The sequence below is a fragment of the Duncaniella muris genome (assembly GCF_003024805.1).
Taxonomy (GTDB): Bacteria; Bacteroidota; Bacteroidia; order Bacteroidales; family Muribaculaceae; genus Duncaniella; species Duncaniella muris.
Genome location: NZ_PUEC01000011.1, coordinates 56,469 through 70,421 on the forward strand (window position 1 = coordinate 56,469; position 13,953 = coordinate 70,421).

A 13,953-nucleotide genomic window follows, 5' to 3' on the forward strand; every position below is an offset into this window, starting at 1 on the left:
GGCCACAGACCATCCGGAAAATCTATCAGAGAGCACCGGCGAGAGCGGCGTTTGTCTTGTGGACAGCTTCCGCACTTTTGTGGAAGAGGTCTTTTTCTTCATCGTTGAGGTCAAATTCAACGATTTTTTCGATGCCGTCCTTGCCGAGGATACAGGGAACACCGATGCAGAGGTCTTTTTCACCGTATTCGCCGTCGAGAAGGGCTGAGCAGCTGATGAGTTTCTTTTCGTTGTGGAGAACGGCCTTGACAACCTGTGCTCCAGCCGCACCGGGAGCATACCATGCAGATGTTCCGAGGAGCTTGGTGAGAGTGGCACCGCCCACCATAGTGTCAGCAGCGATCTTGGCGAGCTGCTCTGCGGGGAGGTAGTTGGTGGCGGGAACACCGCGGTAAGCGGCATAGCGCACGAGGGGGATCATTGTGGTGTCGCCGTGGCCGCCGATCACGATGCCTTCGATTTCGTTGGGATTGGCGTTGAGGCCGAGAGAGAGATAATATTTGAAGCGTGCACTGTCAAGAGCACCGCCCATGCCGATGATGCGGTTTTTGGGCAGACCGCTCACCTTGTGGATGAGGTAGGTCATGGTGTCCATCGGGTTCGAGATGCAGACAATGATAGCGTTGGGAGAGTGCTTGAGGAGCTGATCGGTAACAGACTTCACAATGCCTGCGTTTACGCCGATGAGTTCTTCGCGGGTCATGCCGGGCTTGCGGGGAATACCGGAGGTGATGACAACAACATCAGAACCGGCAGTCATTTCATAATCGTTGGTGACACCTACCAGGCGGGTGTTGATGTTGAGAATGTTGGCGGTCTGCATGATGTCCATAGCCTTTCCTTCAGCAACACCTTCTTTGATGTCGAGAAGAACCACTTCGTCAGCAATGCCCTGCTTTACGAGCACGTCAGCACAAGTAGCGCCCACATTACCGGCGCCTACAACTGTAACCTTTGACATAAGAAATTGATTTTTGGAAATTTATAGAATTGAATGATAAAAATTGGCTGTTGGAAATTTATCCTTTGCAAATATACGGAAAAGATTTCGACCCTTGGCTATAAATTGATGAAAAATTTCTTTAATATGCCGGCAGGGAGAGAGCCGGCGAATTCCGGACCAGCCCAGGTGTCTTTGTGTTTGCCGGAATGGTTGAGATAATGTTAATTTTAACTCTTTTGTGTTAAAAGAGTGTTAACCGCTGTCATTTTGTCGATAAAGATCTTCTGGACATTCAGATTTAGTATGATTTGGTAGCTTTTTTTAAGCAAAAGTTTGTTTAATCTAAATTCATTACCTATATTTGCAATGTCGCTGTTTGTCCTATTGGGCATACCTACACATGAAAAATAAACCAATCAAGTAAATTTAACCTTATCGAAAGTATGAGAATTAACGGAGTCAAGCTTCTTGCTCTGTGTCTTGTTTTCCTGTTGTTTGGGGTGGAAACCTCAGTGGCTCAGGGAAGGAAGCCGGATGCAGGTGAAAAACTTAACTACTTCCGAGGCGTCGTGATCGACGATGAAGACGAGCCGCTCCCAGGCGTGACTGTAATGGTCGTAGGCAAAAAGGGCAGTGGTGCCGCCACAAATGCTGATGGCGAATTTACCATCGGTCTTAAGGATAAGACCACCTGTACACTCCGCTTCACTTATATCGGCATGAAGCCGCAGGAAGTGCGCGTTCAGGCTGGCAAATCCGTCACAGTGAGACTTGAAACAGATGCCGCAACAATGCAGGAAGTTGTGGTGAACGGTATCTATACCCGTAATATCGAAAGCTTTACCGGTACGGTCTCTACTTTTAATTCAGAAGATCTCAAGCAGATAGCTCCCCAGGGAGTGCTGAAGAGCCTTGCTCTTCTCGACCCCTCTGTGGTTCTTGCCGAGAATGTCGATTTCGGCTCAGACCCCAATGCTCTGGCTGACATTTCGATCAACGGTAAGATGAATGTCCAGGCTCTGAGCCAGGAATATGAAGCTGACCCCAACCAGCCTCTATTTATTCTTGACGGTTTCGAAACAACTCTTCAGACAATCAGTGACCTCAACATGGACCGTGTGGAAAGCATATCTGTACTTAAGGATGCCTCCGCTACAGCCATCTACGGCTCGAAGGCCGCCAACGGTGTGATTGTGGTCGAAACCAAGAAGCCAACCGCCGGCCGCCTGCGTCTGACTTATAACGGATCTATTCAGGTGGCATGGGCCGACCTTAGCGACTACAACCTCATGAACGCAGCCCAGAAGCTTGAGTTCGAACGTCTCTCAGGTGTTTACAACTATACCCCAATTAGCGGCCCGACTGTCGGACTTGACGAAAACGGCATTCCTATCGCTGAGCCACAGCGCGAGCTCTACCTTGAACGCCTGCGCCTCGTCAAGGAAGGCTATGACACCTACTGGATGAACGAGCCTCTGCGTACCGCCTACACCCAGAGCCATAACGTATATATAGAAGGTGGTGACCAGGCATTCCGCTATGGAGCCGGTCTGGCCTACAACAAGACTCAGGGTGTCATGAAGAATTCAGACCGCGATGTGATCAACGGCAACATCACTCTTTCCTACCGTGTAGACAACTTCAACTTCACCAACCAGACCACCATCTCGCATACAGGCTCAAGCCAGGAAACAGTGGCATTCTCAGCTTTTGCGAAGATGAACCCCTTCTATGAAAAATATACAGAAGACGGGCAGGTTCCGAAATACGTCTATAAAGACACCAGCGTAGGTGGGGAGACTATCTGGAACCCGCTCTGGGATTTCCGTCAGGGAAGCTATCGCAAGGGTGACATAATGTCGATCACTGACAACTTCCAGTTTGAATGGCGCGCCACCCGTCAGCTGCGTCTGCGCGGTAACCTCCAGTATTCGACTTCGAAGACAACCAACGAGACATACGTTTCGCCCAATGAAACTTCTCAGGACGGACTGGAACCCAGAAAGCGCGGTTCGTATAACAACACCAACCAGACAAACACTCGTTATAGCGGCCGCCTCAATGCCACCTACGGCGGATACTGGGGCGTCAACACCCTGAACGTGGTGGCCGGTATGCAGATATCCGACAACCATACCAAAGGCCATTCTTATGGTGTGCAGGGTTATCTCAACGACCAGTTCTCCAACCCGAACTTCTCCGTAGGCTATCCCGAAGGCGGCAGGCCAAGTTCGACTGACACCCACAGCCGCAACGTCAGCTATTACGCCAACCTTAACTACGCCTGGGACATGCGCTACCTCATGGACATCAACCTCTCGCGCAGCGGTGCCTCTCAGTTCGGTATCGACGATCCCTTCACCAACACCTGGTCAATCGGTGTGGGCTGGAACGTACACAACGAAAAATGGTTCAAGCCCAACAAATATATCTCCTACCTGAAACTCAATGCCTCTTACGGTAATCCTGGCAACCAGAACTATGATGCCAAGCTCGCGTCAAGTATCTATGATTACTTTAATGACTACACCAACCCCTTCGGCCTGGCAGCACTTGTAAGCCAGTGGGGCAACAACGGTCTGAAATGGCAGAAGACCAATACCTATAACGTGGGTCTCAGCGCTAATATGTTCCAGCAGAAACTTATGCTCAGCACCTCTTACCAGGCTCGTATCACCGATCCGCTACTGGTGCGCATCTCTCTGCCGCACTCGACCGGTGCATCGTCCGCTCCGATGAATATCGGTGGCACAGATAATCGCTCGATAAGCCTTAACGCCACCTTCTATGTATTCCGTACTCCTGACCTCAACTGGTATTTCAACGGTAACATCAACCACAATACAACCAAGTATTACAAGATCGGCAACCAGCTTGACCAGTATAATGAATCAGGACGAGGAAGTTCGAGCCTCGAACGCATGTATGATGGTGCGAGCATATCCGGACTCTACATTGTCCGTTCGGCCGGCATCGACCCTGCTACCGGTAACGAAATTTTCATCCGCAAGGACGGCACCTATACTTACGAATGGAATTCTGAAGACGAGGTTCTTTACGGAGATACGAACCCTGATTTCACGGGTGCGCTCAGCACCTCGTTCCTCTATAAGGGATTCTCGTTCGGAACCACATTCTCCTTCCGCTCCGGAGCTGAAATCTTCCTGAGCACTCTGATGGAGAAAGTAGAGAACATTTCCAAATCGGCTCTCAGATACAACCAGGACCTCCGCGCTCTGACAGACCGCTGGAAAAAGCCCGGAGATATCGCAAAATACAAGCGAATCGACGATACATCGACCACCTATAAGAGCAGCCGTTTCGTGGCTACAGAGCACACTCTCAGCTGCGCGTCTATAAATTTTGGCTATCGCACCACAACAATGCCTTTCCTCCGCACTATCGGGGCATCGTCACTTGACATCCGCGCTTATATGAACGACATATTCCGCCTCTCGAATATCAAGCAGGAACGAGGCCTCAGCTATCCATTCCAGCGCTCATTCTCGATCTCGCTCGGCCTGAGCTTCTAAACCCTTGAAAAAGCAGACATTATTATGAAAACTATAAATAAAGTAAAATCAATACTCGCCGCCTCGCTTCTTGCCGTCAGTGTCACCTCATGTGCCGACTGGCTTGAAGTGAAGATGGAAGACAAGGTCATGGAGAACACCCTGTTTTCCGATTACCGTGGTTATATGACGGCTCTCAACGGTGTCTATCTCAGCATGAACGATGTCTATTCACGCAATCTCATGACTGGCCCGATTGACGTGATGGCCCAATATTACAATGTGACCGAAAACAAAAACCACTCGCTGAAGCTCTATGCCACATATGCCTACAGCGATGTGGAACTTGAAAAAACATTTGCCACAATATGGGCCAACATGTACACGCTGCTCGCCAATCTCAACGTGGTTATCGAGCACACCGCTGGCTCTAATCCGCTGACTGAATCGCAGCTGGGCATAATCCGAGGAGAATCACTGGCCCTTCGTGCCTTCTTCCACTTTGATCTTCTGCGTCTGTTCGGTCCGATCTACACCGAAAACCCGACCATGCGGACTATCCCTTATCAGAATTCATCATCGCGTGAAATCCAGCCCTTGCTTCCTGCCAATGAAGTCATGGAAAAGATTCTGGCAGATCTTGCCGAGGCCGAGACACTCCTGAGTCAGTATGACCCGGTCATCACTGACGGTGTGCGCAACGAAGTTACAGAAGACAATGGTGTCTATGCCTATGACTATTCTTTCCGTCAGTTGCGCATGAACTACTATGCTGTCAAACTTCTGCAGGCCCGCGCATATCTCTGGATGGGTGACAAGGCCACAGCCTACCGTATCGCCACTGAAGAAATTCTTGACAAGGTCACAACAGACAAGCTTGTGATTTTCCCCTGGGCTACAAAAGAGCAGGTAGAAGCAGCCGGAAAGCCGGACTGCCTATTCTCGACCGAAGTTATCTTCTCGCTTTACAACACCAAGCGTTCTGAAATTCAAAGCTTATATTTCAGCTCTGCTCTTCGCGCTCTTTCAAGCCGTCTGACATTCTTCGGCAACTCTCTTACCGGAGATGAATCAAAGGTCGGCACGTTCTATGACGATGACAATGACCTCCGTGTGAAAATGTGGAAACTCGTCGAGCCGCTCCAGTCGGAAATTGAAGAAGCCGAGTCAAATGGCGAAGAAGCCAAAAGCACCCTGGCTCTGACAAAATATGAATCCTTTACAAAAGACGCTGTACTTGACGGAAGTGAAACCTATCGCTACATGATGCCGCTCATGCGTCTGAGCGAGGTCTATCTGATTGCAGCCGAGTGTACTAATGACCGCTCAGAGGCATTCCGTCTGATTAACACCATCCGTCACCACCGTCTGTGTGAGGAAGCAGATGAAAATAGTACAGATTTAGCCAAGCTTCTGACCTACGAGATGGCCCGCGAGGTGATTGGAGAAGGACAGCTCTTCTTCTTCTACAAGCGCCGTGGCGAAGAACAGATAATCTCCGGTACCAGCGCAGACGGTACTACTTCAATGATCAAGACAAACTATGTTGTTCCTATCCCACAGGAAGAGCTTGACGAACGTGCAACTGAAACCAATAAGTAAAAAACAGTCAGAACAAATCATGAAAAAAATCATATATCTTATATGCGCCCTGGTGTCCCTTCCGCTCGCCTATAGCTGTAAGGAGCATGAAATAGCGTTTTATGACGGTGTCGATGCCATTTTCTTTGACCAGCAGTATGGAGTATCGTATTACGACTCCCTGAGACAGGCTCACAAGAATTACTCTTACATACCTTTCGGAGTGATGGACGAGAGAGATTCCCTGTTGAGAATCAAGATAGAGGTGGCCGGACATATCCGCGACTATGACCGCCCGTTCGGAATCGAAGTTGTGGCTGACAGCACAACGGCTGTGGCAGGTGAAGATTATGAACTTGCTTCTAATGAGGCCGTTATTCTTGCAGGTCAGAACAGCACCCATATATCACTTATGACACACCGCACACCCAGATCTGAGGAAGGAACAATCCAGCTGCAGCTCCGGCTGATACCCGGCGAGCACTTCTCTCTGCCTTTTGGTTCGAATGGTATTGGGAACATGCCTCTGCGCGATGAAAATACGGAAACTCAGCCTATGAGCACAAACGCTGACCCCGCCATCCACAACATTTTTATAAATTGTAATCTCCGCAAACCCCAGGGCTGGAACGATGACAAGTTCGGTATATATTCAGAGACAAAATACAAGCTTATTCTGGAAATTTCTGAAGAAATCTTCGGATGGACTGTCTCAGATTTTGATAATGATCCCAATGGTGTCATGAAGACTACCCGCTGTCTGCGAGTTGCCAACTACGTGTCAAAATACCTGCTTGAACAATACAAAAAGGGGCGCGAGCACTGGGTCATTGACGAAGACGGATCCATGATGTGGGTTTTAGGCTGTTCATGGGCAAGCGGCACAATGCCTGACAATATGACTGAGATCTAAACATTGTAGAATCAAAGAAAAATCGGATTAATGAAAAAATATATATATCCCCTTCTGGCGCTCGGACTGATGACAGCCTGTGTAGAAGACGAGGGCAATTACAACTATAAGCATCTCAACGTCATCAAGATCGAGGGCATAGAGGAATCATATGCACCCCTTGCCTATATGGACAATGTGAAAATCAGTCCGGTGCTTTCCGGCTCGCTTGCCGGAACGGATCTGAGCAACTACGAATATCAGTGGCATTTCTGCATAAACACCCATGCTTCACATGTGGTGATCAGTAACGAGAAGGATCTTGACTGGCATGCTGATATAGCGCCCGGAACCTATTCGCTCTATTTCACCGTCAAAGACCGTACGACAGGGCTTGAAAAGCAGCAGAGAACCACCTTGAATGTCGGTTCGCCTTTCCTTCGCGGTTTCCTTGTGCTCGGTGACGATATGGAGACTGGCCAAGTGCGTCTTGACATGCTCTGCATGCCTCAGGAGCGCGACACAGCATATGCCGAAAGCGTAATCACGGACCCAATAGGACTTGTCGGTGCCAGAGAGATGGTTTTCAGCGGTTATGGTTCGGCCAATGAAGATGACCAGTTCCTTTGGCTGCTTTCCGACCACTATGCCCACAGACTTACATTTGGCGAGACCCTATCATATATTGATGAATTCAATGAATCCGGCTTGGTCGAGCTTGAAATTCCGCATCAGACCCCGATGCAGGTGCGCGATGTCTTTCCTCGTCAGGGCAGCAAAAACGCTATCAACGGAACCACGCAGAACCGTGCCAGAACTTACAGAGGTCTGATACTTGATGATGCCGTAGTGTTCTGTAACGTAAGTTCTGGAGGATATGGAGGTGCCATCAACCGTTACAGCGCCGTGTCAAATAACTATTTCAAGCCCTATCCGAAGGCGTTTATCCAGCCTACCATCCCGTTTAACAATTCAAATCTGCTCAATGCGCTGGTGTATGACACCGACAATCAGTGCTTTGCACGAATGCTGGGCGCTTATTCCACATATATGGAGAAGATTACCGATTACTATCCTGGCGGTACATGGAATCTTGAAATCGGACAAGACAACAGGACTATGGTTTATGGTGAAAACGGCCTGAATCTTTACAACGGTGATAATCCTGTCTATATTCTCGCCAAAGACAACGATGCAGACAACTACTACGTTATGTATTTCTCAGGCCATTACAGCTACCTGACACGCCGCTACTATCCGACAAAGTCACCGCTCTATGCCGTGGATAAGGCTGTGGCTGTCGATATAGACAAGGCATCGCACTACATGTTCTCCTCAAACCGTCTGGTCTTGCTCTACTCGGTTGGCAACCGCCTCTATCAGTATGACTACACCCGCGGCACATGCATCAGCCATGAGTTTGACGGAGACATCACCTATCTTGAATCCGATTATTCGTCAAAGTGCTCGATCAAGGAGTACTTCTTGGCCACCTATAATGACGCCACCGGCAAGGGCATGATCTACAAGATGGAAGTGCCTGATATCGCCAATGCCGGCTTCAGCTTCCTTGATGGTCAGCAGTGGGAAACTACTCTGAAAGTCAAGGATATCGAATGGAAATGGCCTAACTAAAGGGCTCTGTATCCGATTGAAGTCAATCATAGAGCCGCGTGCGGACAAGACCCTGATGTCAGGCCCTCACGCGGCTTTTCATATCCTTTCCGGACCCCGGCTCCGGAATGGCTCTGCCAGAAATACAGATTTTTTTTGACGGTTGATGTAACGATCCGCAGACTCGGCCGTCTTATATTCAGAAAACAAGATTAACCTTAACACCTACACTAACAACAATTATGAAGAAATTTATCATTGCCTCTCTGCTTATAGGCGCTTCAGCCCTGGTGGCTCCCGCTCAGACAGAGTTCCGTCATGTCTCTTTTGAAGAAGCTCTTGCAGCGGCAAAGAAAGAAAATAAACTCGTGTTCGTTGACTTCTTCACCACTTGGTGCGGTCCTTGCAAGATGATGTCAAACAAAGTCTTCCCACAGAAGGAGGTAGGCGATTTCATGAACGCCAAATTCATCCCCCTCAAGCTTGATGCCGAAAAAGAAGGAGCCGCGCTTGCCAAGCAGTATGGCGTGAAAGCTTATCCCACTTACGTAGTGATGGACGGTGACGGCAAGGAAGTGGCCAAGTTCTCAGGCTATATGGACGGTCCCAAATTCATTGAGAAAGTCACAGCCAACCTTGACCCCGAACAGTCGCCCGAACGCATCCGCGCCCGCTATGAAGCCGGCGAACGCACCCCGAAGGTTGTCAACAGCTACGCCATGCAGCTCATGGAACAGCGCAAGGAAGACGAAGGTTTCAAGGTGATTGACGACTACTTCGCATCGCTCTCGGAAGCTGACCGTCTCAAAGCCGAGAATGAATTCATCTTCACTGTCTATACCATTGATCTTGACAATGACCGTGCCCGCTTCATGATCTCTCACAAAAACAAATTCACAGGTGAGACAGCCGGCAAGATCAACACCGTGCTTGCAAGCCTCTACGGACGCAAACTCAGTTCATATTTCTCTGGCTACATGTATCGTGAAGGCGGCTACAAGGCCGAAGAGTTCGCCCAGCTCAAAAAAGAGATAGCCGATCTCGGATTTGACAAAGACAATGACAACCACGTCATCTATGAGTTTGTGGAAAACCGCGCCTCGATGAACGATGCCGACTATCTTGCCTTCTGCGAATCCAACTTCAGCCGTCTGAGCGCTCGTTCCAAAGATATTCTGGCTATCAACGTGCCCCGTCTCTTCGATGAAAAGGACGCCACAATGAAACCCCAGCTCTCAAAATTCCTCCGTGCCCACGTCGGCGAACTCGGAGCTGTAGCCATCCAGGTTGTAGGCCGCTCGCTCAACAGCATGGAGTCTGGCGACTGATCTTCTTCCGGAGCATGATCTACCACGATTATGTCGCAAAATGAATTCAAAATAGAATCCCGAACATATCAAACAGAACAGATGAACAAGAAACTGTTTACTCTGCCTTTGTCACTTATAGCTGTGGTGCTCGCTCTTTTGGGTGTGGCACCACAGGCTTATGCTGACCATGACGCACTTTTCCAGGACTATCCTGCCAAAGTCGAGGCAGCTACCGCTCTGGCGCGTGAATACATGAAGACCCATCCCGGCCAGGGATCAGACTCCTTGCGCCACAATGTCATAGCCGGACTGACCGATGGCCGCGTGGCATCGTCGCGAGTGCTGACACCGACCCGTAAGCGCAAGCTTTCGGCCCGTGAGGTCTTTGAGCTCTGCCGCCCAAGCTCGCTTGTGGTCTGCCGCTTCGAGCATAACAACGCCTATGCTCTTGACTCGGCCTACAGCAATGCCTCGGCTGTAGCTCTCACTTCTGACGGAATCTGTGCCACAAACTATCATGTGGTAGCCGATCTGGTGCTGAGCGGAGCCCTCGGTCATGAAGTCAAAAACGACCTGATGCGCTTCCTGATGGACCATGAAGGCAACATCTATCCCTTCCGTCAGGTGCTCCATGTCGATCCGATAAACGACATGGCCATCATCCGGGTCGACACCAACGGCCGCAAACTCACACCGGCCTCCATCGGCACAGATGTCCCGCAGGGCACTACTGTCTACTGCCTGTCGCACCCCTCCGGAGCCTACTATCATTTCACCGACGGAATGGTGTCTAACTGCACCCGCAGCACCAACAAGCGTACTGGCCGTGACAAGTATATCCTTGAAATCACCTCCGACTATGGTGTCGGAGCCAGCGGAGGCCCGATTTTCGATGACTGCGGAAACCTCGTGGCGCTCGTCAGCTCCACATTCTCCCTCTATGCCCAGCCGCAGCAGTATCGCAATTTTCAGATGGCATACAAGCAGACTGTGCCCGTCTTTCTGATCAGAGAATGTTTCACAGATTAATCCCCGGCACGATAATGAAGAAAGAACTACTTGCAACAGCCGTCGCCCTCATGCTGGGACTCGGCGTGAACGCCCAGGAACAGAAAAAGCAGCCAGATGCCGGAGCGCAGCAGGCCAATGAGATGGTCAACAAAATGAAAGAAGAGGCTGCCGCCTACTATGCCGGAGCCGATACAGCCGACTACGGCGTACGCTACCGCCTGCGCTATCTCTGCAACAAAAAGAAAAACATCCGTTTCGAAGAAGACCGCGTAGTGCTCATAAGCCCTGATGTGACTCTTGACATGAGCTATCAGGGAATAGGGGAGACCCGCTGGCGCATGGCCAATCCGAAAGGACAGGGCGGCGACAGAAGCCTCGCCTATCATCTGACACCCAATTTCTATTTCTACTATCCCTCGTCAGGCCGCATGGTCCGCACCTACCGCATAATCACCGAAGAATTTCTTCTTGACGATGCCAGGTGCGAGAACAACTGGAAGATAACAGATGAAGAAAAGAAAATCGGTGAATACAACTGCCGCAAGGCAACTCTTGACCGCGGCGGACGCCGTTGGACCGCATGGTTCACCACCGATCTGCCCCACAGGGGAGCACCACAGACATTCACCGGACTGCCCGGCGTGGTGCTTGAAGTCGCCGATGCCGACCGCGAGGTCTGCTGGATGTTCAACGGCCTTGTCAACAGCATCCCCGACAGCAAGCTCTATATAAAGATGCCCGAAAAATTCGTTCAGGCCACTCCTGAAGAATTCCGGAAAATACTGCGTGTATTCTCGCTTTCTGACAACAGTTATGTGCAGCAGTCAGGTGTGATGAGCAAGAACTCAAGCCATTATCCCGAAAAATATACCCCCTCGACAGGAATCGATGCCTGCGAGATCGACAATCCCATCGAGCGCTGATAAACAGGCATATAATGGATGCGATGCACATTGCAGATGTGGCTCGGCTCCATTATATGCCTTATTTTGTGAAGATTAGCCAAAGATGGATTAAGATATGTTAACCAGTATGTGCAATTTCTGAGGAAATGTTAACAAAAAGAAACTTTTTTGCATCCCAAAGGCCTGTGGCGCAAAAAATGTGGCTAACTTTGCCCCCTCATAAATAGCTGCATATAAATATATGTGTATGCAGCCTCCAAAATCCGCGCTGATGAATTTGAAATCCAAGATTGCCGCATCTGACGTATTGAAAGCAAATATACTGACTGATCTGCCTGAACGTCAGGCAGAACGTTTCGGCGATAAAGCCGCTCTTGCAGCCCCTGACCACGAAAACCGATGGCGTGACATCTCATGGCGACGCTATGCCGCCGATGTGCGCACTGCCTCCCTTGCGCTTGCCGCACTCGGAGTCCGCGAGTCCGATAACGTGGCCACCTTTTCCGCCAACCGTCCGGAGAATCTGGTGACCGACTTTGCATGTTTCCGCAACCGTGCCGTCTCTGTCTCGATCTATGCTACCAGTTCGCTCGAACAGCTCGTCTATATAATCAACGACGCTCGCTGTGAGCTGCTCTTTGTCGGCAACACGACCCAATACCGCATAGCCCGCGAGGCGCAGGCCCTCTGTCAGTCACTCAAACGCATTGTGGCGCTGAAAAAAATTGAACTTGATCCGAATGACAGCACCTCGATGCTTTGGACTGACTTCATGAAGCTCGGAGAGACAGCCACGGAAGAGATAGCGGCCACGGTCGACAGCCGCGCAGCCGCGGCCGTCCCTGATGACATAGCCACTCTGGTCTACACCTCCGGCACCACCGGCGAGCCCAAAGGGGCCATCCTCACCCACGGCAACTACGATGCCGCAATGGAGGCCCATTGGCAGCGCATCACTATGGTTGACGAAAATGACACCTCAATGGCCTTCCTCCCCTTAAGTCACATTTTCGAAAAAGGCTGGACCTACTTCTGTCTTACCAAAGGAATCAAGGTATCGGTCAACCGTAATCCGCAGGAGATCCAGGCCACTATCCAGCAGGTGCGGCCCACCTGCATGTGTTCGGTGCCCCGCTTCTGGGAGAAAGTCTACACCGCCGTCCACGAGAAGATCGCATCAATGAATCCGCTCATGCGCATGGTGGTCCGTCAGGCTCTCAGAGTGGGCCGTCGGCGCAATCTGAAATACGCCCGTATCGGGCGTAAGGCTCCCTGGTGGCTCGAAACACGCTATCGCTTCTTTGAGGCCCGTGTGTTCCGCCTCCTGCGTGAAGCCATCGGCATTGACCACGGCAACATCTTCCCTACGGCCGGAGCTCCAGTCTCGACAAAAGTAGTTGAATTCTTTCACGCCTGCGGCATCAATATAGTGGTAGGCTACGGACTTTCTGAAACCACAGCCACCGTGTGCTGCTTCCCGCAGACAGGGTGGGAGATAGGTTCTGTCGGCACCCCCATACCTCTGGTGAATGTGCGCATCGGTGAAAACGACGAAGTCCTTGTCAAAAGCCCGATGGTCATGCGCGGTTACTACAACAAACCCAAGGAAACAGCCGAGGCATTCACCGCCGACGGCTGGTTCCGCACCGGCGATGCCGGCTATATCGACGATCACGGCGCCCTCTTCCTCACCGACCGTCTTAAAGACCTCTTCAAGACCTCTAACGGCAAATATATCGCGCCCCAGGCCATAGAGACACTTCTGTGTGAAGACCGTTACATTGATCAGGTGGCAGTCATAGGCGACCGCCGCAAATTCGTCTCCGCTCTCATTGTTCCTGATTTCGAGGTGCTTAAAGACTTTGCGGCAAAAGAGAAAATAGCTTATGACTCTATGGAACAGCTTGTGGCCGATCCGAAAGTCAGAAGCCTCTACACCAACCGCCTTGAAATCCTTCAGCAGCGCCTTGCCTCATATGAGAAAGTCAAGCGCTTCACTCTTCTGCCCAAGGAGTTCTCGATGGAGAAAGGCGAGCTGACCAACACTCTGAAAATACGCCGCGCGGCCGTCAACCGCCTCTACGCATCAGTCATCGACAGCATGTATGAAGACTGACCGGCAGAGCAATCCGGAATAAACTGAAAAATAAATCAACAAGTCACATATTATTTTTTCATACAATCT

The 13,953-nt window shown here is 50.4% G+C and carries 9 protein-coding genes; 8 read left to right on the forward strand and 1 reads right to left on the reverse strand.

The window, feature by feature from the left end:
• Window positions 1-25: 25 nt before the first annotated feature.
• On the reverse strand, window positions 26-961 hold the full coding sequence (locus tag C5O23_RS06125) for a malate dehydrogenase (protein WP_107032066.1): 936 nt from the start codon (window positions 959-961) through the stop codon (window positions 26-28).
• A gap of 425 nt (window positions 962-1,386) precedes the next feature.
• Between C5O23_RS06125 and C5O23_RS06130 the strand changes: the two genes are divergently transcribed.
• The 8 genes from C5O23_RS06130 (at window position 1,387) to C5O23_RS06165 (ending at window position 13,884) form a co-directional block, all read left to right on the forward strand.
• On the forward strand, window positions 1,387-4,476 hold the full coding sequence (locus C5O23_RS06130) for a SusC/RagA family TonB-linked outer membrane protein (RefSeq protein ID WP_107032067.1): 3,090 nt from the start codon (window positions 1,387-1,389) through the stop codon (window positions 4,474-4,476).
• A 24-nt stretch (window positions 4,477-4,500) separates the two neighbouring features.
• Window positions 4,501-6,057 carry a RagB/SusD family nutrient uptake outer membrane protein gene (locus C5O23_RS06135; RefSeq protein WP_107032068.1) on the forward strand — a complete coding sequence of 519 codons (1,557 nt, stop codon included), beginning with the start codon at window positions 4,501-4,503 and terminating at the stop codon, window positions 6,055-6,057.
• Window positions 6,058-6,076: 19 nt separating this feature from the next.
• On the forward strand, window positions 6,077-6,949 hold the full coding sequence (locus tag C5O23_RS06140; protein ID WP_161553560.1) for a DUF4843 domain-containing protein: 873 nt from the start codon (window positions 6,077-6,079) through the stop codon (window positions 6,947-6,949).
• Between the two features lie 30 nt (window positions 6,950-6,979).
• The gene (locus tag C5O23_RS06145) at window positions 6,980-8,563 is read left to right on the forward strand and encodes a PKD-like family lipoprotein (protein WP_107032070.1); all 1,584 of its coding nucleotides are present in this window, start codon (window positions 6,980-6,982) and stop codon (window positions 8,561-8,563) included.
• Window positions 8,564-8,784: 221 nt separating this feature from the next.
• The gene (locus tag C5O23_RS06150; protein ID WP_107032071.1) at window positions 8,785-9,870 is read left to right on the forward strand and encodes a thioredoxin fold domain-containing protein; all 1,086 of its coding nucleotides are present in this window, start codon (window positions 8,785-8,787) and stop codon (window positions 9,868-9,870) included.
• Window positions 9,871-9,951: 81 nt separating this feature from the next.
• Window positions 9,952-10,881: a S1 family peptidase gene (locus tag C5O23_RS06155; protein ID WP_160630471.1), complete on the forward strand. Its 930-nt coding sequence runs from the start codon at window positions 9,952-9,954 to the stop codon at window positions 10,879-10,881.
• A 14-nt stretch (window positions 10,882-10,895) separates the two neighbouring features.
• Window positions 10,896-11,786, forward strand: a complete 891-nt coding sequence (locus C5O23_RS06160; RefSeq protein WP_161553561.1) for a GLPGLI family protein — start codon at window positions 10,896-10,898, stop codon at window positions 11,784-11,786.
• A gap of 253 nt (window positions 11,787-12,039) precedes the next feature.
• Entirely contained in the window at window positions 12,040-13,884 is a 1,845-nt protein-coding gene (locus C5O23_RS06165; protein ID WP_240597708.1) for an AMP-dependent synthetase/ligase, read from the forward strand.
• Window positions 13,885-13,953 lie beyond the last annotated feature (69 nt).

Excerpts from the sequence above, each read along its gene's own strand:
- C5O23_RS06125 (WP_107032066.1), bottom strand. The coding sequence starts at position 961 with ATGTCAAAGGTTACAGTTGTAGGCGCCGGTAATGTGGGCGCTACTTGT.
- C5O23_RS06130 (WP_107032067.1), top strand. The coding sequence starts at position 1,387 with ATGAGAATTAACGGAGTCAAGCTTCTTGCTCTGTGTCTTGTTTTCCTG.
- C5O23_RS06135 (WP_107032068.1), top strand. The coding sequence starts at position 4,501 with ATGAAAACTATAAATAAAGTAAAATCAATACTCGCCGCCTCGCTTCTT.
- C5O23_RS06140 (WP_161553560.1), top strand. The coding sequence starts at position 6,077 with ATGAAAAAAATCATATATCTTATATGCGCCCTGGTGTCCCTTCCGCTC.
- C5O23_RS06145 (WP_107032070.1), top strand. The coding sequence starts at position 6,980 with ATGAAAAAATATATATATCCCCTTCTGGCGCTCGGACTGATGACAGCC.
- C5O23_RS06150 (WP_107032071.1), top strand. The coding sequence starts at position 8,785 with ATGAAGAAATTTATCATTGCCTCTCTGCTTATAGGCGCTTCAGCCCTG.
- C5O23_RS06155 (WP_160630471.1), top strand. The coding sequence starts at position 9,952 with ATGAACAAGAAACTGTTTACTCTGCCTTTGTCACTTATAGCTGTGGTG.
- C5O23_RS06160 (WP_161553561.1), top strand. The coding sequence starts at position 10,896 with ATGAAGAAAGAACTACTTGCAACAGCCGTCGCCCTCATGCTGGGACTC.
- C5O23_RS06165 (WP_240597708.1), top strand. The coding sequence starts at position 12,040 with ATGAATTTGAAATCCAAGATTGCCGCATCTGACGTATTGAAAGCAAAT.